The organism is Rhizobium freirei PRF 81, assembly GCF_000359745.1.
Taxonomy (GTDB): domain Bacteria; phylum Pseudomonadota; class Alphaproteobacteria; order Rhizobiales; family Rhizobiaceae; genus Rhizobium; species Rhizobium freirei.
In genome coordinates this window covers 105,400-127,372 of the sequence record NZ_AQHN01000011.1, presented here as the reverse complement: position 1 = coordinate 127,372, position 21,973 = coordinate 105,400, and the positions used below count along the sequence as shown (strand labels likewise).

20 protein-coding genes are annotated in these 21,973 nt (G+C 61.1%); 5 read left to right on the top strand and 15 right to left on the bottom strand.

Going from position 1 to position 21,973, the window contains the following annotated elements:
- Window positions 1–14: 14 nt before the first annotated feature.
- Window positions 15–581, bottom strand: a complete 567-nt coding sequence (gene rsmD, locus RHSP_RS04585; protein WP_004109779.1) for a 16S rRNA (guanine(966)-N(2))-methyltransferase RsmD — start codon at window positions 579–581, stop codon at window positions 15–17.
- Window positions 582–587: 6 nt separating this feature from the next.
- Window positions 588–2,606, bottom strand: a complete 2,019-nt coding sequence (locus RHSP_RS04580; protein WP_004109777.1) for a pseudouridine synthase — start codon at window positions 2,604–2,606, stop codon at window positions 588–590.
- Between the two features lie 72 nt (window positions 2,607–2,678).
- Between RHSP_RS04580 and RHSP_RS04575 the strand changes: the two genes are divergently transcribed.
- Window positions 2,679–3,137 (top strand): nucleoside deaminase, encoded by a 459-nt coding sequence (locus RHSP_RS04575; protein WP_004109773.1) that lies wholly within the window; start codon window positions 2,679–2,681, stop codon window positions 3,135–3,137.
- Between the two features lie 75 nt (window positions 3,138–3,212).
- Here the strand turns inward: RHSP_RS04575 and RHSP_RS04570 are convergent, their stop codons facing one another.
- The 8 genes from RHSP_RS04570 to RHSP_RS04535 all read right to left on the bottom strand — a co-directional run bounded on the left by RHSP_RS04570 (window position 3,213) and on the right by RHSP_RS04535 (window position 13,101).
- Window positions 3,213–3,842, bottom strand: coding sequence for a hypothetical protein (locus RHSP_RS04570; RefSeq protein ID WP_004109770.1), 630 nt, complete (start codon window positions 3,840–3,842; stop codon window positions 3,213–3,215).
- A gap of 134 nt (window positions 3,843–3,976) precedes the next feature.
- On the bottom strand, window positions 3,977–6,859 hold the full coding sequence (gene ileS / locus RHSP_RS04565) for an isoleucine--tRNA ligase (RefSeq protein ID WP_037149765.1): 2,883 nt from the start codon (window positions 6,857–6,859) through the stop codon (window positions 3,977–3,979).
- A gap of 296 nt (window positions 6,860–7,155) precedes the next feature.
- On the bottom strand, window positions 7,156–8,631 hold the full coding sequence (gene mctP / locus RHSP_RS04560; protein ID WP_004109765.1) for a monocarboxylate uptake permease MctP: 1,476 nt from the start codon (window positions 8,629–8,631) through the stop codon (window positions 7,156–7,158).
- Window positions 8,621–8,818, bottom strand: a complete 198-nt coding sequence (locus tag RHSP_RS04555) for a DUF3311 domain-containing protein (RefSeq protein WP_037149611.1) — start codon at window positions 8,816–8,818, stop codon at window positions 8,621–8,623. The genes mctP and RHSP_RS04555 overlap by 11 nt, the downstream gene beginning before the upstream one ends.
- 267 nt (window positions 8,819–9,085) lie before the next feature.
- Window positions 9,086–9,727 carry a two-component system response regulator MctR gene (mctR, locus tag RHSP_RS04550; protein WP_004109755.1) on the bottom strand — a complete coding sequence of 214 codons (642 nt, stop codon included), beginning with the start codon at window positions 9,725–9,727 and terminating at the stop codon, window positions 9,086–9,088.
- Window positions 9,724–11,100, bottom strand: coding sequence for a two-component system sensor histidine kinase MctS (mctS, locus tag RHSP_RS04545; protein ID WP_004109753.1), 1,377 nt, complete (start codon window positions 11,098–11,100; stop codon window positions 9,724–9,726). The genes mctR and mctS overlap by 4 nt, the downstream gene beginning before the upstream one ends.
- 152 nt (window positions 11,101–11,252) lie before the next feature.
- Entirely contained in the window at window positions 11,253–12,236 is a 984-nt protein-coding gene (locus RHSP_RS04540) for a bifunctional riboflavin kinase/FAD synthetase (RefSeq protein ID WP_037149608.1), read from the bottom strand.
- A gap of 16 nt (window positions 12,237–12,252) precedes the next feature.
- Window positions 12,253–13,101, bottom strand: coding sequence for a TIGR01459 family HAD-type hydrolase (locus RHSP_RS04535; RefSeq protein WP_037149605.1), 849 nt, complete (start codon window positions 13,099–13,101; stop codon window positions 12,253–12,255).
- A 425-nt stretch (window positions 13,102–13,526) separates the two neighbouring features.
- Here RHSP_RS04535 and groES point away from each other — a divergent pair, with 425 nt between their 5' ends.
- Window positions 13,527–13,823, top strand: coding sequence for a co-chaperone GroES (gene groES, locus RHSP_RS04530; RefSeq protein WP_004109735.1), 297 nt, complete (start codon window positions 13,527–13,529; stop codon window positions 13,821–13,823).
- 73 nt (window positions 13,824–13,896) lie between these two features.
- Window positions 13,897–15,534 (top strand): chaperonin GroEL, encoded by a 1,638-nt coding sequence (gene groL, locus RHSP_RS04525; RefSeq protein WP_004109730.1) that lies wholly within the window; start codon window positions 13,897–13,899, stop codon window positions 15,532–15,534.
- Window positions 15,535–15,699: 165 nt separating this feature from the next.
- Here groL and RHSP_RS34490 read toward each other — a convergent pair whose 3' ends face one another.
- Window positions 15,700–16,233 carry a hypothetical protein gene (locus RHSP_RS34490; protein WP_157385289.1) on the bottom strand — a complete coding sequence of 178 codons (534 nt, stop codon included), beginning with the start codon at window positions 16,231–16,233 and terminating at the stop codon, window positions 15,700–15,702.
- On the opposite strand from RHSP_RS34490, the gene RHSP_RS04520 reads away from it, so the two are divergent.
- Window positions 16,226–16,672 carry a hypothetical protein gene (locus RHSP_RS04520; protein WP_037149601.1) on the top strand — a complete coding sequence of 149 codons (447 nt, stop codon included), beginning with the start codon at window positions 16,226–16,228 and terminating at the stop codon, window positions 16,670–16,672. The two genes, RHSP_RS34490 and RHSP_RS04520, sit on opposite strands and share 8 nt — an antisense overlap.
- A 250-nt stretch (window positions 16,673–16,922) precedes the next feature.
- Here RHSP_RS04520 and RHSP_RS04515 read toward each other — a convergent pair whose 3' ends face one another.
- Window positions 16,923–17,630: a glutathione S-transferase C-terminal domain-containing protein gene (locus RHSP_RS04515; RefSeq protein WP_004109724.1), complete on the bottom strand. Its 708-nt coding sequence runs from the start codon at window positions 17,628–17,630 to the stop codon at window positions 16,923–16,925.
- A 215-nt stretch (window positions 17,631–17,845) separates the two neighbouring features.
- Between RHSP_RS04515 and RHSP_RS04510 the strand changes: the two genes are divergently transcribed.
- Window positions 17,846–18,289, top strand: a complete 444-nt coding sequence (locus RHSP_RS04510; protein ID WP_004109721.1) for a DoxX family protein — start codon at window positions 17,846–17,848, stop codon at window positions 18,287–18,289.
- Window positions 18,290–18,367: 78 nt separating this feature from the next.
- On the opposite strand, the gene hisG is transcribed toward RHSP_RS04510, so the two are convergent.
- The 3 genes from hisG to hisS all read right to left on the bottom strand — a co-directional run bounded on the left by hisG (window position 18,368) and on the right by hisS (window position 21,897).
- Window positions 18,368–19,063 (bottom strand): ATP phosphoribosyltransferase, encoded by a 696-nt coding sequence (gene hisG / locus RHSP_RS04505; RefSeq protein WP_004109720.1) that lies wholly within the window; start codon window positions 19,061–19,063, stop codon window positions 18,368–18,370.
- Window positions 19,063–20,181 carry an ATP phosphoribosyltransferase regulatory subunit gene (locus tag RHSP_RS04500; RefSeq protein ID WP_004109718.1) on the bottom strand — a complete coding sequence of 373 codons (1,119 nt, stop codon included), beginning with the start codon at window positions 20,179–20,181 and terminating at the stop codon, window positions 19,063–19,065. The genes hisG and RHSP_RS04500 overlap by 1 nt, the downstream gene beginning before the upstream one ends.
- A 192-nt stretch (window positions 20,182–20,373) precedes the next feature.
- Window positions 20,374–21,897 carry a histidine--tRNA ligase gene (gene hisS, locus RHSP_RS04495; protein ID WP_037149596.1) on the bottom strand — a complete coding sequence of 508 codons (1,524 nt, stop codon included), beginning with the start codon at window positions 21,895–21,897 and terminating at the stop codon, window positions 20,374–20,376.
- Window positions 21,898–21,973: the final 76 nt, after the last annotated feature.

Here is a 21,973-nt window from a genome sequence, read left to right as displayed (position 1 = left end):
TTCTCCTTCCACCGCTACGCCGTTTGCGGCTGATAACGGAAGAAATGCATCTTGCTGTCGCCGAAGGTGCGCACTTCGAGAAACAGGAAATCCGACGGCACGGAAACAGTCACGTCGGCACGCTCTTCGAGGATCGCCAGAGCGCCCGGCACCAGCCAGCCTCCGGCGGCGGCAGCCGCAAAAGCCTTTTCGCCCAGACCTTTGCCATAGGGCGGATCGGCGAATAGAAACTCGAAAGGCTCAAGGTTGCCGACGCTGCCGAGATCAGTCGCGTCCCGCCGCAACATGCGCGTGCGGCCGTGCAGGCCGAGCGCATCGATGTTTTCCCAGAGAAGGCCCCTGCCTTCGACGCTGCTTTCGACGAAAAGCACATGACGGCAGCCGCGCGAGGCCGCTTCCAGCCCAACCGCGCCGGTGCCGGCGAACACGTCCATCATCCGGGTGCCGTCGATCGCTTCCGGATAGGCATGGTTCAGGATATTGAAGAGGCTTTCGCGCGTGCGGTCCGCCGTCGGCCGAATGTCGTTCGACTTCGGCGCTGCCAGCGAACGACCGCGAAACTCACCGCCGACGATCCTCACAGCGCGTTAACCCCTTCCGCCCTTGGGACCGCCTCTGCCGGTGCCACCGCGGCCGGGACCACCGCGGCCCGGGCCTCCGGACGGACGGCCTGCGCCATCCGGCTTGCCGCCAAAGCCGCGCGAGCCGCCGGGCTTACCACCGGGCTTGCCGCCAAAGGATTTGCCACCGCCCGGCTTTTTGCCGAATGGCTTGCCCGCCGGCCGGTCGCCGAAAGAGCGCTCGCCTTGCGGACGATCACCAAAGGGCCGGTCACCACGGGGCGGACGATCCCCAAACGGGCGGTCGCGCGCCGGACGATCCCCCTGCGGGCGATCGCCGCGAGGACGTTCGGAGCGCTGCTCGCCGCCGAAAGACTTGCTGCGGGGACGCTCGTCTCCCTCGGCACGCGGACGCCGGTCGCCACGGGGCTTGTCTCCAAACGGACGATCACCGCGCGGTTTGTCGCCGAAAGGCCGATCGCCGCGCGACGGGCGATCCCCGAATGAGCGTTCCGAACGGGCTTCACCCTGGAAGGACTTCGCGCGAGGGCGATCACCACCCTCGGGACGCGAACCGCGTTCGCCACGCGGACGATCGCTAAACGCTCGATCGCCGCGGGAACGGTCGCCAGACGGACGATCCCCACGAGCAGGCCGGTCGCCTTGGGGGCGATCGCCGCGGGAGCGCTTGCGATCGAAGCCCTCGTCATCGCCACGCGATCTGCGCGGGGCTTCTTCGCTCGAACGGATCCATTCGCCATCGCCTTCGTCGACGCGATTGATGCGAACGCGAGGGCCTTCGTCCGGGCGATCGAAGCCGCTGCGCTGCGGGCGTTCCGGCTCGCCGCGCTTTGCGGCGGTCCTTGCATTCTTGGCCGCCTTTGCAGCTGCCTTTTCGCCGAGCGGACGGGCGCCGGGCGCCATCCAGACGTTGGCGCTGCGGCGGGGGCCAGCCGGCTGATGCTTCGGCCGATCATCATCCTTGCGGCCGCCTTCGCGGCGCCCCTCATCTCGACGGTCGTCGCGCTTGGTGTCCAGGCGGCTCAGGGCGCGCTCGCGCTTGTCTTCGGGACGCTCGCGACGCAGGCGCTCCTCCTTGGCCGCGCGCACAGGCTTAGCCTCCGCCTCTTCTGCATCGGCGACAGCCGGAGCATTATAGAGCGGTGCTTCAAAATTCGCCTTGGCATCTTCGACCAGGCGCGGACCGAGCTGATCGCGCAGCGTGCGGCCGCGCACCTCGAGCACACGGCCTTCCGGCAGCTCGCCGAGCTGGAACGGGCCGTAGGAAATGCGGATCAGGCGGTTGACCTCAAGGCCAAGCGCGCCGAGCACATTCTTGATTTCACGGTTCTTACCTTCGCGCAGGCCCATGGTGATCCAGACGTTGGACCCTTGCGTGCGGTCGAGCGTCGCTTCGATCGAGCCGTAGAGCACGCCGTCGACGGCAATGCCTTCCTTCAGCTTGTCGAGCGCTTCCTGATCGATCTCGCCATGGGCACGGACGCGATAGCGGCGCAGCCAGCCGGTCGTCGGCAATTCGAGAACGCGTGCCAGGCCACCGTCATTGGTCAGCAGCAGCAGACCTTCGGTATTGATGTCGAGGCGGCCGATCGACATGACACGCGGCAGGTCTTCCGGCAGATTGTCGAAAACGGTCGGGCGCCCTTCCGGATCGGCATTGGTGGTCACCAGACCGGCCGGCTTGTGATAGAGCCACAGACGCGTGCGTTCGATGCCGCGGATCGGCACGCCATCGACCTCAATCTTGTCGGAAAGGGTCACGTTGACCACGGGCGTATCAAGCAGCACGCCGTTCAGCGTGACGCGTCCGTCCATGATCATGCGCTCGATGTCGCGGCGCGAAGCCACGCCGGCGCGTGCCATCACCTTGGAAATGCGCTCGGCCTTTCCATCTCCGGCCGCCGCTTCAGCCGCCACACCGGCGGCAGAGGCCTTTGCCGGTTTCGCGCCATCGCGCTTTATCGTCTTCTTGTCGCCGCTAAAGGGTTTCGACCCAGGCCGCTTGGGCTTGTCATTCATTGTCATTTGTTGTTTGCCTGAATTTTTAAGGCGTGTTCCTATCAGGTCGCGCCCCTGCGGTTAAGTGGAAAATCTTGAATGGCGGCTACAAATCTTTTCATGGAGCTTGCTTTGGCCGAAGCGCGCAGCGCCGGCGAGCGTGGCGAAGTGCCGATCGGCGCTGTTCTCGTGCTTGACAACACCATCATCGCCAAGGCCGGCAACCGCACTCGCGAGCTCAACGACGTCACCGCCCATGCCGAAATCGTCGCCATCCGCCTGGCCTGCGAGGAACTGGGGCAAGAGCGACTTACCGGCGCCGATCTCTACGTTACGCTGGAGCCTTGCACCATGTGCGCTGGCGCCATTTCGTTTGCGCGCATCCGCCGCCTCTATTACGGCGCCGAGGACCCAAAGGGCGGCGCTGTCGACAATGGCGTGCGATTTTACAATCAAACGACCTGCCATCATGCACCGGAAGTCTACTCAGGCATCGGGGAAACGGCGTCCGCCGACATCCTCAGAGATTTCTTTCAATCGAAACGCTCCGAAGACTGAAAAGCGGCGGCTTGCAGCGTTACGAGTCTTTCAAGACGCGTTAAGGACGCTGTAAGCCGCCGCTCTGCTAATTGCTTACTGGAAGGGCTTCCACCAACTGCTGTTGTTGGTCTGCTGCGCGGCCTCCGCATCCTTCTTGCGCTTCTTTTCCTTCTTCGATTCTGGCTCGCCGACATCGTTGAGGGCGGCAGGGTCGGAAACCTGGCGATATTGTTGCGGCGGGTCGATCAGATAGCGGCGCCGGTCGATGTAGGTGCCTGCCTGATCCTGGCGCGCGGCGCGATAGGCCGCCGTCTGCTGCGCTTCGGTCATCTGGCTCTTGGCGCTGTCGGCCTGAGCCAGCGGCGAGCGATAGTTGACGTCGTTTTTCTTCTGGTCGGCTTCTTCGGCAAGACGCTTGCGGGCGTCTTCAGGCGATTCCAGCCAAGCCGGATTGTCCTTGCTTGCCAGCGACTGCTGCGGCGCGGCCAGATTGTCCTTATCGCCAGCCACAACCAAGCCGGGGCGATTCGGATACTTTACACCCTTGTCCTTGGCCGTTGCGGCCGAGATGGAAGCCATGTCCCCGATATCGTCCAGAAGCTGCGTGCCAGCCGTCTTGTCGGTGCCGTAAGTCGGGCTGCTGAGGCAACCGGACATCACGCCACAGCCAATCACAAGTGCCGCCAGGCTGACGCCGACACGAACGCTATGCATCGCTCTCATGAAAACCCTTCCCAGCCATGCCGGAATAAACTTAACAGGACCCCATTCGACGGCAACTGCCGTAAAAATCAGGCCATTTTCAGGCAGCTTTTACCGGATGAGTGCCGCAAAGGCAATTCACCCGGTAATATTCTTCAGTTTACAGCCGCGAGTTCGCGCAGCGCCGCAGCGTCGCGCGCCGACACATCCGGGTATGCCGGGTCCGAGCCGACATCCATCGTGATGCGCCAGGAGCGAGCGCATTTGCGGCCCTCGGCAAGCTTCGGCAACACGCTGACCTTGGCGGCATCGTCGAGACGGAATGCATCCGCCGGGCCTTCGCCAGCCTCGATGGTGATGCCCGAGGTGATGCAGATTTCCGAGAAATCCTGTCCTTCGAGCACCTTCAGCAACTCCGGATCGGCAACGTAGACGACCGGGGCGGCCTCCAGCGAGGAGCCGATGCGCTTATCCTTACGCTCGATCTCCAGAGCACCGGTGACGACGCTGCGCACGGCGCGGATCTTCTTCCACGTCTCCGCCAGCGCTTCGTTCTTCCATTCGGCTGATACGGCAACGAACTGCTCGAGATGAACCGAGGTCGCCGACGGATTGCGCGACAGCCACGCTTCTTCGGTGGTGAACGGCAGCATCGGCGCCAGCCACGTCACCATGCAATCGAAGATCGTGCGGATGACGGCGAGCGAAGCGCGGCGGCGCAGGCTCGACGGGGCATCGCAGTAGAGCGCATCCTTGCGAACGTCGAAGTAGAAGGCCGAAAGCTCGACATTGGCGAAATCGATCAAGGCGCGGGCAATGCGCTTGAAATCGAAAGCGTCGTAGCTTTCGCGCACCAGCTCGTCGAGTTCGGCGAGACGGTGCAGCATCAGCCGCTCCAGCTCCGGCATGTCTGCATAGGCGATGATTTCGCCCTTGTCGTGCGCCAGCGTGCCGAGCATCCAGCGGACGGTGTTGCGCAGCTTGCGATAGGCATCGACATTGGTCTGGATGATGGCCTTGCCGAGGCGCTGGTCTTCCCAATAGTCCGTGGTCATGACCCAGAGGCGCAGAATATCGGCGCCGGCGTCCTTCATCACGTCCTGCGGCGCGACGACGTTGCCGAGCGACTTCGACTGCTTGCGGCCCTGCTCGTCCATGGTGAAGCCGTGCGTGACGACCGTGTCGTACGGCGCGCGGCCACGGGTCGCCGCACTTTCCAGCAGCGACGAATGGAACCAGCCGCGATGCTGGTCGGAGCCTTCGAGATAGACGTCCGCCGGCCATTTCAGGTCCGGGCGGTCTTCCAGCGTGAAGGTGTGGGTCGAGCCCGAGTCGAACCACACGTCGAGGATATCCATGACCTGCGTCCAGGGTTCCTTGGCCTTTTCGCCGAGGAAGCGCTCGCGCGCACCTTCCGCGAACCAGGCATCGGCGCCTTCCTGCTCAAAGGCTTCGAGGATGCGGGCGTCAACACCATCATCCTGCAGGATGTTGCCGTGCTCGTCGACGAAGATCGCGATCGGCACGCCCCAGGCGCGCTGGCGCGAGAGCACCCAATCCGGGCGCTGCTCGATCATGGCGCGCAGGCGGTTCTGGCCGGCGGCCGGCACGAAACGAGTGTCGTCGATGGCCTTCAAGGCGCGCGAACGCAGCGTCGAGCCATCCGCAAAGTCCTTGTCCATATGGACGAACCATTGCGGCGTGTTGCGGAAGATGACCGGCTTCTTCGACCGCCAGGAATGCGGGTAGGAATGCTTCAGCCTGCCGCGCGCAAACAGCATGTTCGCTTCGATCAAGGCCTTGATGACCAGCTCGTTAGCGTTGCCCTTCTTGCCGTTGTCGTCCATGACGCGGCCACCCTCCAAGCCGGGCGCATCCGCGGTGTAGAAGCCGGCGTCATCGACCGGGAACGGGATGGTGGACGAGATGCCGCGCGCTTCGATGGCCCGGGAATGCGACATCCAGGCATCGAAGTCCTCGCGACCGTGGCTGGGTGCGGTATGCACGAAGCCAGTGCCGGCATCGTCGGTCACGTGATCGCCGTCGAGCAGCGGCACCTTGAAGCCATAGCCAAGCGCTGCCAGCGGATGGGCGCAGATGAGAGCCGCCAGATCGGCGGCAGTGACGTCGGCCACGCGCTTGTACTGCAGCTTAGCCTTGGCGAAGGCTTCCTCGGCGAGCTTGTCGGCGAAGATCAGCTTCTCGCCGGGACGCGGACCGAAGTCGTTGGCGGCGTCCGTGACTTCGTAAAGCCCATAGGATACGCGCGAGGAATAGGCGATCGCGCGGTTGCCGGGGATGGTCCAGGGGGTCGTCGTCCAGATAACGACAAAGGCGCCGGCAAGATGTGCAGAGCCTTCGGCCACCGGGAACTTCACCCAGATCATGTCGCTCTCGACGTCGGCATATTCGACTTCGGCTTCGGCGAGCGCCGTGCGCTCGACCACCGACCACATGACCGGCTTCGAACCACGATAGAGCTGGCCGGTACGAGCGATCTTCAGAAGTTCGCCGGCGATGCGGGATTCGGCATGGAAGTTCATGGTGAGATAGGGATTGTCGAAATCACCGACGATACCGAGGCGCTTGAACTCCTCGGACTGGATCTTGATCCAGCCGGCGGCAAAGTCGCGGCATTCCTGGCGAAACTCGTTCACCGGAACCTCGTCCTTGTTCTTGCCCTTTTCGCGGTACTTTTCCTCGATCTTCCACTCGATCGGCAGGCCGTGGCAATCCCAGCCCGGAACATAGTTGCTGTCATAGCCGCGCATCTGGAACGAGCGGGTGATGACGTCCTTCAGGATCTTGTTCAGCGCATGGCCGATATGGATGTGGCCGTTGGCATAGGGCGGGCCGTCATGCAGGACGAATTTTTCGCGGCCGGCGGCGGAAGCACGCAGCTTCTTGTAGAGATTCATCTCCTCCCAGCGCTTCACCAGCTCCGGCTCTTTCTGGGGCAGCCCGGCGCGCATCGGAAAATCGGTTTCCGGCAGGTAAAGGGTCTTGGAGTAATCCATCTTTTCAGCGGTATCGGTCATAGTCGTGACAATTGCCTCGGTGTCTCGGGCGTCTTGCGCCTCATCTGGCGCAGCCATATGGGGATTTTCGGCGGCGGAAGCGCCCTGGGAGCGGGCGCCGGAAACCCGGACCTTCCGGCAGCTCAAAGCGCGCGGAAGGCCGGGCCAATAATTCGTATCGATAGGCTCAGCCGAAATTGGGTCATGATCGCCGGTTCATAGGCGTTTTTTCCACGAAAAGGAAGAGGAAACCGTCGCAACTGCCCACAGAAAAGCCGCAGGCGTTTCCGCCTGCGGCCGGTCGAAGGTCGATCCGATCAGGCCCGTGCTGCCGCCCGTGCCGGCATGACTGCGTTGATGATGACGGATACGACGACGTTGGCGAGAAGCGCGATCAACCCCGTATAGACGGTGAAGCCGGCTTCACCGAGGGGAACCATATGCAGCGGCTTCCAGCCGGCATCCCAGACGAGATAGGTGCCGCCAAAGAAGCCGACTGCCCAGCCGGCAAGCAGCGCGGGCGCGCGGAACCATCTGGTATAGAGGCCGAAGACCAGAGCCGGCAGCGTCTGCAAGATCCAGATTCCGCCCAGAAGCTGGAGATCGAGCGCGAATTGTGTCGGCAGGAAAATGATGACGAGAAGCGCGCCGATCTTGACGATGAGCGAGGTCATCTTGGCGACCTTTGCCTCTCCGGCATCGGAAACCTGCGGATCGATGTAGGCCTTCCAGAAGTTGCGGGTGAAGAGGTTGGCGGCACCAATGCTCATCACGGCAGCGGGAACGAGGGCGCCGATGGCGATGGCTGCGAAAGCGAAGCCCGCAAACCAGCTCGAGAACAACGTCTGGAACAGCGCCGGAACGACATCATTGGCGCTTTCCAGCTTCAGATTTGCAGCGTGGCCCATATAGCCAAGCAGGGCCAGCAGGCCGAGCAGCAGCGTATAGGCAGGCAGCAGCACGGCATTCTTGCGAATGGTGTTGCCGCTGTTGGACGCGAAGATGCCGGTCAGCGTGTGCGGATACATGAAGGCCGCAAGCGCCGAGCCGAGCGCCAGCGTCGCATAGGCGACGTACTGGTTGCCGCCGAGCAGCAGGCTACCCGCCCCCTTGGCTTTGAAATCCGCATCGGCCGCGGCAAAGACATTGGCGTAGCCGCCAAGCTTGGCCGGGATGAGCGCGATGGCGGCGATCACCACGATGTAGATCATGATATCCTTGACGAAGGCGATCAGCGCCGGGGCACGAAGGCCCGCCGAATAGGTATAGAGCGCCAGAATGATGAAGGCCACTGCCAACGGCAGTTCGCCATGAAGCCCGAGCGCCTTGAACACCGCGGTCATGCCGACCAGCTGCAACGCGATGTAGGGCATGGTGGCGATGACGCCGGTGAGCGCAACCGCCAATTCGAGTGCACGCGAGCCGTATTGGCCGTGCACCACGTCGCCCGCCGTGACATAGCCATGATCCTTCGCGCGCTTCCAGAGAAGCGGCATGACCATGAAGACAAAGGGATAAACGACGATCGTATAGGGCAGCGCGAAGAAGCCGTAGGCACCGACCGTATAGACCAAAGCCGGGACGGCGATCACGGTGTAGGCCGTGTAGAAATCTCCGCCGACGAGGAACCAGGTGATCCAGGTGCCGAAGGTGCGTCCGCCAAGGCCCCATTCGTCGATATGGGCAAGGGTCTTCGGTCTGCGCCAACGGGCGGCGACAAAGCCCATGACCGTGACGAGCGCCAAAAAGAAGATGAAGACGGCGAGTGCGGTCGTATCGATCTCAGTCGTCATTGCGCATGCTCCGATAGGCAATCCACGTCAGGGTGGCGGTGATCGGCACCCAGGCCAGCTGATACCAGTAGAAGAAGGGGAACCCGAGCAGAACCGGATCATGGCTGTTGTAGAAGGGAACCCAAAGCAAGCCTATGTAGGGAATGACGAGCAGCCAGCAGGCCGCCGTCCCAAAGCGTTTGTCCATATCCGATACCTCTCACGCGGTGTCTGCGCGCCACCTTGTTGCAGTTGTCAGAGTGGAAGGGGTGCGTCAGCCTGCGATTGCAATATGCGCTCGAGGGCCGAAGCCGAGGAGCTTTGGATATGCAGAGCCAGACCAACGAATGTGAATTCCTCCCAACGGCTCGCCTGAGGCCAGCCGCTGGTAAAGTCCTACGGCGAGTCCGCCGCCTGAACAAGATATTAGCTGATGCGAAATCTTCGAACCTACCCAGAAGTGGGTAGACGGGCGTTACAATGCTGTCGTTGCGATGCCATGATCAAGAGCATAGCGGATCAGGCTGGCCGTCGTTGCGATGCCGAGCTTCTTCTTCAAATTCTTGCGATGCGTTTCCGCCGTCGCAGGGGTGATCTCAAGCTCTTCGGCAATCTCGCGATTGCTCCTGCCTGCAACGATCAAGCCCAGAATGCGACGCTCACGCGGCGTCAGAGGGTCGGCCTCTTTTTGTACCTTGTCCGCCACCAATATGTCGTGAACGCCGGACGAAAAATAAGTTCCGCCGGCCGCCACGGTTTCGATGGCGCAGACGACTTCGTCGGTCGAAACGTCCTTGAGGATATATCCGACCGCACCGCGCATGATCGACGAGGAGATGTATTCGCGGCTATCATGCATGGACAGCATCACGATCCGCGTCTCCGGAAGCTCCCGGCGGAAGAGCTCGATCGCATCAATGCCGCTGAGCTTCGGCATGTTGATATCCATCAGGGTCACTTGCGGCAGCGTCCGCCGACCGACCTCCAAGCCGATTTGCGCAAGGCTTGCCGTCCCAACCACTTCTATGTGGTCGAAAGTCTCCAGCACGGCTTTCAGTCCGTCGAGCACCACGGGATGATTGTCGATCAGTAGAACGCTGATCCTGTCTCTTTTCATGCCGCATCCACCTTTGCCCTTGGCGAAGCATTGGCCGATTTCGGCAGCATCGCAATGAGCGTCGTGCCGTCGGCCGTACTTTGAACGAGAAGCAGGCCGCGAAAATGCGCCATTCGTTCCTGCATATTCCTGAGCCCGAGCCCGCCCTTGCCGTCTCCGGCACCCTCGAAACCAACGCCGTTGTCCGAAATTCTCAAGCGTGCACTCCCCCGATCGCTCCAAAGTTTGATCGCAAGAGCTGTCGCGCCGGAATGACGTTCCACGTTGCTCAAGGCCTCCTGCGCGACACGGTAGAGCGCGGTATTGGCTTCTGGCTTCAGCATACTGGTGAAGCCCGAGGCCTCGATCTCGGTTGCGATCCCGGTCCGTTCGGCGAAATTGTTCGCGAGTGCGGTAAGCGCGGCCGTCAAGCCGAGATCATCGAGCACACGGGGGCGAAGATCATGCGAGAGCCGCCTGATGTCCTTGATCGCGCTGTTGAGCGCTTCAACACCCTTTTCGATCGTCGTGGCGGCATCATCGACCTGGTTTCGCACCTTGCGGTTGGCAAGGTCCATGACGTAGCGCACGCCGAGGAGATTCTGCGACACGCCGTCATGCAATTCGCGGGCAAGCCGGGCGCGCTCCTCCTCCTGCGTATCGATCACCCTTTGCGTCAGCTCCTTGAGCCGGCCGTCGGCCATGCGTCGCTCACGGAACGTCAGCAGCATACAGGTCGTGAAGACGACCAGAACGGCAGGAACGGCTATCAAAGTGACGACGATGAAGGTTCTTTTGATGTTTGCCCGCATGGCGGCATTGGCGGCCGCAGTCTGGGTGAAAATATCGTCCAGATAGACACCGGTTCCGACAACCCAGTGCCATTTATCCAGGCCGACCACAAATGAGAGCTTATCGGCGATGCGGCCGGTAGAGGGCTTCTCCCATTTGTATTGGTGCAGACCTCCGCCGCCCTTTGCCGTCTTGATGAGTTCTGCTATGACCCTGTCACCGTCCGGATCGGTCAAATCGAGCCAATTACGCCCGTTACGAAATCCCTCACGTGGATGAACGATGTTGTTCCCATCATAGTCGTAGACAAAAAAGTATCCGTCCGGGCCGTATTCAAGTGACGTGAGGATCGCTGCCACCTTGTCCTTTGCGGCCTGGTCGTCTGGCGCTGCGTCCCGATAGATCGCCTGAATGGCCGACACGGCGAGGTCCGTCAAATTGACGATTTCCGTTTCCTTCGCCTTCAGCATGTTCTGTTCGAAGGTCTCGATATTGCTCTTGGTGAGGTTGGTCGACTGCCAGGTAATGAAGGCGGTAATTGCCAGGATCGAAACAACGAGAGGCACGAGCGCGAGCGCAATAATCTGATTGCGTAATGTCAACGATTGCTCCTCCCAAGAACCGGCGCGGAACAATGGCCCTTGTCGGACGCGAATTCAACAGCTTGTCGGCGGTGTCGATGCACACCCGCAATCGGAGAGCTTCCCTCGAAACGGCAAGGTGCCGTATTCGAACAGCATCCACTTTGGAAATATCAGTCGAACGCGATGACCCGATCGAGGTCGCTGAGCGGGCGGGCGCCGGCCAGCAAGGTGCGCGCCTCTTCCTCATCCTTGCGGATCTGCGCGACCAGCGGATCCAGGCCGTCGAACTTCAGTTCGGGACGAAGATAGCCGAAGAAGGAAACCGAACAGTTTTGGCCATAGAGATCGCCGCTGAAATCGAAGACGAAGGTCTCGAGCAGCGGCGCACCGTTGTCGGTCACCGTCGGACGGCGGCCGTAGCTCGCAACGGCGTCGCGGATGACGCCATCGGCTGCGCGGAACTTGACGGCATAGATGCCGGCCTTCAGCGATGTTTCCGGCGGAAGCTGCATGTTGGCGGTCGGGAAGCCCAGCGTGCGGCCAAGCTTCTCGCCACCGATGATGGGCGCTTCAACGGTATAGCGATAGCCCAGCAAACCGGCGACCTGGGCCACCTCCCCTTCGGCCAAAAGCGTGCGAATACGACTCGAGGAGATGACCTCGGTATTTTCGTCGCGGAACGCGTCGATCAGGGTCACGCCAAAACCGTTGTGGCTGCCGGCATTCATCAGGAAGGCGGGGCCGCCCTGACGGTCGTGGCCGAAATGGAAATCGAAACCGGTGACGACTTCGGAGGCGTGCAGCCAATCGATGAGGATCGAGTGAACGAACTCATCCGCGGAGCGCTGGGAAAAGGCGCGATCGAACGGATATTCGATGACGGCGTTGAAGCCGAGAGCTTCCAGCAGGCGGGCCTTCAGCGGCGCCGGCGTCAGGCGGAAGACCGGATGATCCGGCTTGAACACGGTGCGCGGATGCGGCTCGAAGGTCAGCACGAGGGCCGGAACACCGCGTTCCCGCGCAATCTCCAGCGCGCGACTGAGCACCGACTGATGACCGCGATGTACGCCGTCAAAATTGCCGATGGCGACGACCCCGCCCTTGAGAGCGTCTGGAAGCGGTTCGCGCGTCTCATTGCGATGGAAAACGGTCATCGTCTACCAAATCCCCTCAGACAAGGCGCGGCATCCACCACTTCGGCGAAGCCTGTTCGCGCGCCAGGAAGGCGCCAAGTGCAGCTTCGTCCGTATGCCCTTCGACGACATATTCGCGGGCATGGATGCCATGGCTGATATAAAGGAGATCGAGGCCGTAATCGAGCGCGCCACGCACGTCGGTCGGCATGCCGTCGCCGATGGCAACGACGCGCGACAGCGGGAATTCGCTCTTCACCTCGCGGGCAGCGGCGAGCGCTGCCTCGTAGATCGGCTGGTGCGGCTTGCCGGCGATCCGAGTCCGGCCGCCGAGGCGCTCATAATAGGCGGCCATGGCGCCGGCGCAGGGGATCATCCGATGGCCGCGTTCGACAACGAGATCCGGGTTGGCGCAGATGAGCGGCACATTGCGGGCCGACCAGGCCATCAGCATATCGGTATAGTCGTCGGGCGTTTCGGTCTCATCATCGAAGAAACCGGTGCAGACGATGCTTTCGGCCTCGCCGGCGTCGACACGTTCGACGTCCAGCCCTTCAAGGATGCCGATATCCCGCTCGGGACCGAGGAGGAATACCTTCTTCGGGCCTTCGGCGATCAGCTTGCGCGTCACGTCGCCCGAGGTGATGATGCGATCGTAAACGCTGTCGGGTACGCCGATCGCACGCAGTTGCTCGACGACCTTCGGAGCAACGCGCGGAGAGTTGGTGATCAGGACCACGGTCAGCCCTTCGGCGCGGGCAGCTTCGAGCGCGACCGAGGCTTCCTTGTAGGCGGTGACGCCGTTGTGAAGCACGCCCCAGACATCGCAGAGCGCAACGTCATAAAGTCCGCCGATATCGCGAAAGCTTTCGATCCGTTTGCCCATGCCGTCCTCGCATCAAATAAATCACGGGCTGACATCGCAAACCGGCCGGCAAATTACAAGAGCGACGCACGAGGTTTTTGCGCCGCACAAGGCTCGGAGGGCGAACGAAAGCCGCAGCGGTGAGCGGCAGAAAGATGTGGCGGAGACCTCGGCGGAATGAGCGAGAAAGGGCGTTGCGAAGGCCTTCCGTACGGGATCAAAATGAGGGAACCGCTGCAACGACATGCTACCCGCGAGGGCCATCGCCGTTAATCATCCTCGGAATGAGCCGAACGGCGCCGTAAAAATTTCACAGTGCTGTTCTTGACTCGCCCTGTAGGCACCCCTAAATCACCGTCGCTAGCACTCGCCAATGCTGAGTGCTAACAAAGTCCATACGGATCCCCCGCTGATCCGTGAATGTCATTTGATCGAGGGATTAGACAATGGCAAGCACCAATTTCCGCCCCCTTCATGACCGTGTCGTCGTTCGTCGCGTCGAGTCGGAAGAAAAGACCAAGGGTGGCATCATCATTCCCGATACCGCCAAGGAAAAGCCGCAGGAAGGCGAAATCGTCGCCGTCGGTTCCGGCGCTCGCGATGAATCCGGCAAGGTCGTAGCACTCGACGTCAAGGTTGGCGATCGCGTTCTGTTCGGCAAGTGGTCGGGCACCGAAGTAAAGCTCAACGGCGAAGACCTTCTGATCATGAAGGAAGCCGACATCATGGGCATCATCGGCTAATCCGGCCGGTTCCCTTTTCCGATAAAGCTGACGGGCCGCAGGCCCGGAAAACGCGAATTCAGGAGTTTCAAACATGGCAGCTAAAGAAGTAAAATTCGGCCGCAGCGCCCGCGAAAAGATGCTTCGTGGCGTCGATATCCTCGCTGACGCAGTGAAGGTCACGCTCGGCCCGAAGGGTCGTAACGTCGTTATCGACAAGTCCTTCGGCGCACCGCGCATCACCAAGGACGGCGTCACCGTCGCCAAGGAAATCGAACTCGAAGACAAGTTCGAAAACATGGGCGCCCAGATGGTCCGCGAAGTTGCTTCGAAGACCAACGACATCGCCGGCGACGGCACCACGACCGCAACCGTTCTCGCCCAGGCCATCGTTCGCGAAGGCGCCAAGGCAGTTGCAGCCGGCATGAACCCGATGGACCTGAAGCGCGGCATCGATCTCGCCGTTGCTGAAGTCGTCAAGGATCTCCAGGCCAAGGCCAAGAAGATCAACACGTCGGAAGAAGTCGCACAGGTCGGCACGATCTCGGCAAACGGCGAAAAGCAGATCGGTCTCGATATTGCTGAAGCCATGCAGAAGGTCGGCAACGAAGGCGTCATCACGGTTGAAGAAGCCAAGACCGCCGAAACCGAACTCGAAGTCGTCGAAGGCATGCAGTTCGACCGCGGCTACCTCAGCCCCTACTTCGTCACCAACCCGGAAAAGATGATCGCTGACCTCGAAGACGCGTTCATCCTGCTCCACGAGAAGAAGCTCTCGAACCTGCAGGCCATGCTCCCGGTTCTCGAAGCTGTCGTTCAGACCGGCAAGCCGCTCCTCATCATCGCTGAAGACGTCGAAGGCGAAGCTCTTGCTACGCTCGTCGTCAACAAGCTGCGCGGTGGCCTGAAGATCGCTGCCGTCAAGGCTCCTGGCTTCGGCGATCGCCGCAAGGCCATGCTGGAAGATATCGCCATCCTGACGGGCGGCACTGTCATCTCCGAAGACCTCGGCATCAAGCTCGAGTCGGTTACGCTCGACATGCTCGGCCGTTCCAAGAAGGTTTCGATCTCCAAGGAAAACACCACGATCGTCGACGGCGCTGGCGCCAAGTCCGACATCGAAGGCCGCGTTGCCCAGATCAAGGCTCAGATCGAAGAAACCACTTCCGACTACGACCGCGAAAAGCTGCAGGAACGTCTTGCCAAGCTCGCTGGCGGCGTTGCCGTTATCCGCGTTGGCGGCTCGACGGAAATCGAAGTGAAGGAAAAGAAGGACCGCATCGACGACGCTCTCAACGCGACGCGCGCTGCCGTTCAGGAAGGCATCGTACCGGGCGGCGGTACCGCTCTGCTGCGCTCCTCCACGAAGATCTCGGCCAAGGGTGAAAACGACGATCAGGAAGCCGGCATCAACATCGTTCGCCGCGCTCTGCAGGCTCCTTGCCGCCAGATCGCTGAAAACGCTGGTGACGAAGCCTCCATCGTTGTCGGCAAGATCCTCGACAAGAACGAAGACAACTTCGGCTACAACGCTCAGACGGGCGTCTACGGCGACATGATCGCCATGGGCATCGTCGACCCGGTCAAGGTCGTTCGCACGGCTCTGCAGGACGCAGCTTCGGTTGCTTCGCTGCTGATCACCACCGAAGCCATGATCGCCGAGCTGCCGAAGAAGGACGCTCCGGCTATGCCTGGCGGCATGGGCGGCATGGGCGGCATGGACATGATGTGATAGGCCAACGGCCTAATCACAGGAATGTTCATAAAGCTTCGCCCATGCACTTTTAGTGCTTCAGGCCGCCAAGCGGCCTGAAGTGGCGGCATGGACATGATGTGATAGGCCTACGGCCTAATCACAGGAATGTTCATAAAGCTTCACCCATGCACTTTTAGTGCTTCAGGCCGCCAAGCGGCCTGAAGTGGCGGCATGGACATGATGTGATAGGGTTTTAGCCTTATTACGACTGTTCAATCCGGCATCCGGAATTGACGAAGGGCGGCTCTCGGGCCGCCCTTTTTTGTTGTGCCAAAACGGCCCTTGCGCAAGTCTGGCAAGTTTCTCTGGCAGTGCAAATTTATGCAACCTCCCCATTGCCGTTTTAAGAAAAGCCCCTATAACTCGCAGCGCAGCGATTTTGGAGAGTTGGCTGCAATGCACGCAAATTTTATTGCTTTTGGATAGGATTAACCTACGGCTTGGCTCGGCCATGACCTTGACGGGTTGGAATCGTCCGGATTTATTACTTGAAATGACTTCGCAGGCCGGATCACCATCCGAAAACATTGTTGAGAAATGACAACAACAGAGAGGCGGCTCTGTTTTCTTCATGACGGTGCGGCGGGCAAACAGACCTTCCACCCGGTTCATCTGAAATTCAAACGGGACGCGCAAGGGCCGATGCGCCCAAGTGGTGGGGATCAGCTTGTTCAAGATTGCCAAAGCAAATTTTGCCGCACCGTTTGCGCCTGGTTCGCTGTCGTTCGATAGCCATGATCCCGACCTCCTCGCGCAATTCTGCGTTTCCGAAGGCTGGACCGGCGACCTGTCGAGCGGCCTTATCAAGCTCGGGCAGTGGAGCACCATGCTGCATGGGCTAAACTCTTCGGAGTGCGGCCTCCTGAGCCTGATGCATTGTTATGACGCGACGGATCGCGCGCGCATCCTCGATCTTTTTGAACGGGCGTCGACCGCCGCATCCAGCTTCTGCTATTCCACCACGACCCTTGGTGCCAACGGCCATCGCCAACCGATCTTCTGCGTCGGCGAATCCGTCGCGGCGGATAATCACCATGCCGGCAGCATGGTCGGCGTCTTCCTGTTTCCGCGCTTCAAGCTGGAGCCGGGGAGCCAGCTGGCGGCCCGGCAGTAGATGATTGTCAGGTGAGTTCGTCATCGTCGCACTTGTGCGCTTGTCCCCCTCACCCCAGCCCTCTCCCCGCTTGCGGCGAGAGGGAGTCCCCTCTTCCAAAATCGACACCTTCGTTGCTGAAGGCAAACCTGCCAAGAAAGCCAACCGGCCCCCTCGCCCCGTTTACGGGGAGAGGGCTGAGGTGAGGGGCCAGGCACATAGACGCCGATCGAGAAGGACCCGCCTGACCTGCCGAGCCCCGAAGAACCAATCAATCCCGCTTCGGAATGTTCAGGCCAACCTGGCTTGCGGGGCGCGCAAGGGCGCGTTCCAGCCAGGCCATGACTACCGGGAAGCTCTCGAGTTCAAGAATCTCGCGGCCGCCATAGAAGACGTCGACACCGCGAACCCAGGGAAATGTCGCGATGTCGGCGATTGTATAGTCGTCTCCCATGATCCACTGGCGCCCTTTCAGGCGCTCTTCCAGCACACCGAGGAGGCGCTTGGCCTCATCGCGATAGCGCTCGACCGGATAGGAATTGTTGGCGACCTTGTCGGCGGCAAATTTGAAGAAATGGCCGAACTGACCGAACATGGGGCCGACGCCTGCCATCTGGAAGAAGACCCATTCCAGCGTCCCGTAGCGCTTGGCGGCGTCCTGAGGCATGAGCTTGCCGGTCTTCTCGGCGAGATAGACGAGGATCGCACCGGATTCGAACAGGCCGATCGGTTTGCCGTCCGGGCCATTCGGGTCGATGATCGCTGGGATGCGGCCGTTCGGGTTCAGCGAAACGAATTCCGGCGACTTCTGATCATTGGTGCTGAATGAGACCAGATGCGGCTCATAGGGCAGACCGAGCTCCTCCAGCGCGATCGAGACCTTCACGCCATTCGGCGTCGGCAATGAATAGAGCTGGATGACGTCCGGATTGCTGGCAGGCCAGCGCTTGGTGATCGGAAATGACGAGAGATCGGCCATAGGATTCGCTCCTTAAGAGTATGATTTGGCGATGAATTGCCGCCACCATAACCGATATGCCGCCGATGGAAAGAGGGGTCGCAACCTCACCATTGTTCAATGATTGTGAACTAATTGTACGCAGTTGTTTATCTTTTCAACCTCCGAAAAATCACGAATATCTGTCTCCAGAAATTGTCGCCACTCAGTCCAAACCCAATTCACTGGAGACCGTCATGTCCAATAGCAACAACATCATCATTCTCGTGGCGCGCATCCTGCTCGCCTTCATGTTCATCTTCGCCGGCTTCGGCAAGCTGACCGATCCGGCAGGCACGGCCGGCATGATCGCCGGCGCCGGAATGCCGGCAGCGACGCTGCTCACCTATCTTGCCGGCGCGTTTGAATTCGTCACCGGCGTCTGCGTGCTGATCGGCTTCCAGATCCGCATCGTCGGCTGGCTGCTCGCCGCTTTCTGTGTCTTCACCGGTATCGTCTTCCATCTGGGAACGGTCAATGTTCCGGACTTCCCGGCTGCCGCCAACGGCTGGATCAACGGCCTGAACTTCGTCAACTTCCTGAAGAACATCACGCTCGCCGGCGCATACGTCATGCTCGCTACCAACGGCGCAGGCGTCTACTCGGTCGATGCACGCCGCGGTGCCTACGCAGCCGCCTGATTGCCGCATACTTCCCAAGACAAAAGGCCCGCCGGAATTCCGGCGGGCCTTTTTTTGCGTGAACAGGAAACTGGAAAGTCAGAGCGCGCCGCGCACCGCCGAAATGATGCGCTGAACCATCGGATCGCCTTCGTGGCCCTCCTTGCGCGCGCGCACCAGGCAAGCCTCCGAGCGCAGGATGATTCCGTCCGACAGGACCTTCAGATGGTTCGCCCGAAGGGTCGAGCCGGTCGAGGTGATGTCGACGATGATGTCGGCAGAGCCGGCAGCGGGTGCCCCCTCCGTCGCGCCGAGGCTTTCGACAATGCGGTAGAGCTGGATGCCGTGCTGGCTGGAGAAGAACTGCTGCGTCAGGCGCCAGTATTTCGTCGCAACCGTCAGCCTGTGGCCATGACGGGCGCGGAAATCAGCGGCGACGTCGCCGAGATCGGCCATCGTATCGACATCGAGCCAGATTTCCGGCACGGCGACGACGACATCGGCGTGACCGAAGCCAAGCCTTGCGCAGAATTCGACGCGGCGGTCGGCCTCGGCCATGCCTTCGCGCACGAGATCCTCGCCGGTAATGCCGAAATCGACGCTGCCATTGCCGATCTCACGGGAGATTTCCGAGGCCGACAGGAAGGCGATTTCAACGCCTTCTAAGCCTTCGACGCGGCCACGATAGGAGCGATCATTGCCGACGGCGACGATGGGCATGCCGGCACGCTCGAAAACAGCCGAACAATCGTCCTTCATCCGACCCTTGGAGGGAAGCGCAATGGTGATGGTCATCAGGCGGCCCTCGCATTTTCGATACGATCGAGCCAGAGCGCGAAGCCGACGGCCGGGATATGGTCCTTGGCGCCGAGCAGGGTCATCAGCCGGTCGAAACGGCCACCGCCGGCAAGCACCGCGCTCGATCCTTCCACCGTCACTTCGAAGACGAGGCCGGTATAATAATCAAGGGGACGGCCGAAGGCGGCGCGGTAGTCTATCTGCGAGGCATCGACACCGGCCTTGGCCAATGCGGCGACGCGGGCATCGAAGCTTTCCAATGCCTTGCCCAGCTTCAGGCCTGCCGCATCGGCAAAACCGGCCAGTGCTGCGGAGGCGTCCGCCAGGGGCACGCTCAAGGACAGGAATTCTTCCAATACGAGGAAAGCGGCATCATCAAGCCGCGTTTCCGACAGCACCAGCTTCTCGCGAAGGCGGCGGGCGATTTCCTGCGGCGAGCGGCTGGCATTGGCGGAATAGCCGGTTGCATGCATGGTGGCGTCGATATGCTTGACGAGCCCCTGCTCGTCGCCGCGATTGAGGAAATCGAGCACATGCGCGTCGAGCCCGGTAACAGGCTGCGGGCTTGCAAGTCGTGTCAGCAGGGTTTCGAGCTGCATCATGTTGCCGAAAGCGTGGATCAACCGCTTCTGCCAGCCGGACGGCAGCCCGAGCGCCTGGACCACAGCCTCGAACACGGCCTGATCGCCAAGCGTCACCGAAAGCGACTTGCCGGGCACGAGCCGGTTCAGGATACCGATGGCATCGCCGATGGCGCGCGCATCGGCGCTGGCCGTATCGCCGTCACCCAGATCCTCGATGCCGGCCTGATAGAACTCATGACCGCCTTCGCGGCGCTGGCGAAAGATCTCGCCGAGATAGGAATAACGCTTCGGCGTGCCGGTCGCGGTTTCGATATGGCGCAGGCAGACCGGAATGGTGAACTCCGGACGCAGGCAAAGGCTGGCGCCGGTTTCGCTTTCGGTCATGAAGATGCGGCGGCGAAGATCTTCGCCCGCCATGTCTAGAAAGGGTTCGGCCGGCTGGATGATGGGCGTATCCACCCTCTCCGTCCCGCGAACGGTGAATTCGTCCAGCAGATCGCCGGCAAAACCCGGAAGGTTGATCAGGGGCATGGGGTAAGAACTCCACTAAAACCCCTCATCCGGCCTGTCGGCCACCTTCTCCCCGTTTGGACGGGGAGAAGGAGATGGGCGCGCCTTCTATCTCCCCTCACTTCTGTGGGAGCCGATGGACCGCAACAAAAAAGGTCGTCCCCTCTCCCCGTCAACGGGGAGAGGGCTAGGGTGAGGGGCAAAGCCACACGCTCAGACATTGCCGAGCGCCCTCTTCCGGTCTTCCGCGTGCGCCGCCAATATTTCCTGCACCTTGGCGATAAGCTCGGCTTCCGGCACGGTTTCCTGTGCCACGCGGGCCTCGCGCCAGCTGGCATTGTCCTCGATCTCGCCGGAAAGGCGCTTGCCCTCGATCAGATCCTTGATCTGGACGACGCCCTGGGCGCGCTCGTCGCCGCCCTGAATGATGGCGATCGGGCAGCCGCGGCGATCGGCATATTTCAGCTGGTTGCCGAACTTCTTCCAGTTGCCCTGGAACATCTCGGCGCGGATACCGGCGGCGCGCAGCTGCTGCGTGAAGCGCTGGTAGCGCCCCATGGCATCGACATCGCCATCCATGACAGTGACAAGCACGGGCTCGATCACCTCTTCCGTGCCGAGCTTGCCGAGGTTCTTCAGCGCCGTCATCAGGCGCGACACGCCGATGGAGAAGCCGGTGGCCGGCACTGGCTGGCCCATGAAGCGCGAGACGAGCCCGTCATAACGGCCGCCGCCGCCAACCGAACCGAAGATGACCTTTTCACCTTTCTCGTTGGTGACGTCGAACAGCAGCTCGGCCTCGTAAACCGGACCGGTATAATATTCGAGGCCGCGCACGACGGACGGATCGATCTTGATGCGATCGTCCTGATAGCCGGCGCTGGTAACGAGGCTGCCGATGAAATTCAGCTCGTCGACGCCCTCCACGCCGTTGGACGTGCCGGCAACCAGTTCGGCAAGACGAACGGCGCTTTTGGCGTAATCCTTGATGCCGACGAAGAAGAGCACCTTCTCGATCTGATCGGCGTTAAGACCGGCGCCCTTGGTGAAGTCACCGGATTCGTCCTTGCGGCCGGCGCCGAGCAGCAGCGCCACACCTTCCGGGCCGAATTTGTCAAGCTTGTCGATGGCGCGCAGCACGTTCAACCGCTGAGCAGCCTTGTCATCGCCGCCAAGACCGATCGCTTCCAAGACACCGTCGAGAACCTTGCGGTTGTTGACGCGGATCACATAGTCGCCGCGCTTGATGCCCAAAGCTTCCAGCGTGTCGGCCATCATCATGCACATCTCGGCATCCGCCTGCACGCCCGGCGCGCCGACGGTATCTGCATCGAACTGCATGAACTGGCGGAAGCGGCCCGGGCCTGGCTTTTCGTTGCGGAAAACATAGCCGGCGCGATAGGTGCGGTAAGGAAGCTGTATCTCGTTGAAATTCTCGGCGACATGACGGGCCAACGGCGCCGTCAGGTCGTAACGCAGCGACATCCACTGCTCGTCGTCATCCTGAAGCGAGAACACGCCTTCGTTCGGCCGGTCGCTGTCGGGCAGGAATTTGCCGAGCGCATCGGTGTATTCGAACAGCGGCGTTTCGACAGGATCGAAACCATAATGCTCGTAAACCGCCCGGATCTTGGAGGTCATCTCGTTGACGGCGCGAATGTCGCTGGCCGAACGATCGACAAAGCCACGCGGCAGGCGGGCCTTGAGCTTCTGCGGTTTCTTCTGTTTGTCGCTCATATCTTGGGTAATCCGGTACGGGAACAGTCGCGGTTAACTAGCGGATTGGGCTGAGTGCGGCAAGGATTGTTCTATG

Bases quoted from the DNA above. Each gene is read 5' to 3' on its own strand.
- RHSP_RS04580 (WP_004109777.1), bottom strand. From the start codon at position 2,606: ATGACAATGAATGACAAGCCCAAGCGGCCTGGGTCGAAACCCTTTAGC.
- RHSP_RS04575 (WP_004109773.1), top strand. From the start codon at position 2,679: ATGGCGGCTACAAATCTTTTCATGGAGCTTGCTTTGGCCGAAGCGCGC.
- RHSP_RS04570 (WP_004109770.1), bottom strand. From the start codon at position 3,842: ATGAGAGCGATGCATAGCGTTCGTGTCGGCGTCAGCCTGGCGGCACTT.
- ileS (WP_037149765.1), bottom strand. From the start codon at position 6,859: ATGACCGATACCGCTGAAAAGATGGATTACTCCAAGACCCTTTACCTG.
- mctP (WP_004109765.1), bottom strand. From the start codon at position 8,631: ATGACGACTGAGATCGATACGACCGCACTCGCCGTCTTCATCTTCTTT.
- RHSP_RS04555 (WP_037149611.1), bottom strand. From the start codon at position 8,818: ATGGACAAACGCTTTGGGACGGCGGCCTGCTGGCTGCTCGTCATTCCC.
- mctR (WP_004109755.1), bottom strand. From the start codon at position 9,727: ATGAAAAGAGACAGGATCAGCGTTCTACTGATCGACAATCATCCCGTG.
- RHSP_RS04540 (WP_037149608.1), bottom strand. From the start codon at position 12,236: ATGACCGTTTTCCATCGCAATGAGACGCGCGAACCGCTTCCAGACGCT.
- RHSP_RS04535 (WP_037149605.1), bottom strand. From the start codon at position 13,101: ATGGGCAAACGGATCGAAAGCTTTCGCGATATCGGCGGACTTTATGAC.
- groES (WP_004109735.1), top strand. From the start codon at position 13,527: ATGGCAAGCACCAATTTCCGCCCCCTTCATGACCGTGTCGTCGTTCGT.
- groL (WP_004109730.1), top strand. From the start codon at position 13,897: ATGGCAGCTAAAGAAGTAAAATTCGGCCGCAGCGCCCGCGAAAAGATG.
- RHSP_RS04515 (WP_004109724.1), bottom strand. From the start codon at position 17,630: ATGGCCGATCTCTCGTCATTTCCGATCACCAAGCGCTGGCCTGCCAGC.
- RHSP_RS04510 (WP_004109721.1), top strand. From the start codon at position 17,846: ATGTCCAATAGCAACAACATCATCATTCTCGTGGCGCGCATCCTGCTC.
- hisG (WP_004109720.1), bottom strand. From the start codon at position 19,063: ATGACCATCACCATTGCGCTTCCCTCCAAGGGTCGGATGAAGGACGAT.
- RHSP_RS04500 (WP_004109718.1), bottom strand. From the start codon at position 20,181: ATGCCCCTGATCAACCTTCCGGGTTTTGCCGGCGATCTGCTGGACGAA.
- hisS (WP_037149596.1), bottom strand. From the start codon at position 21,897: ATGAGCGACAAACAGAAGAAACCGCAGAAGCTCAAGGCCCGCCTGCCG.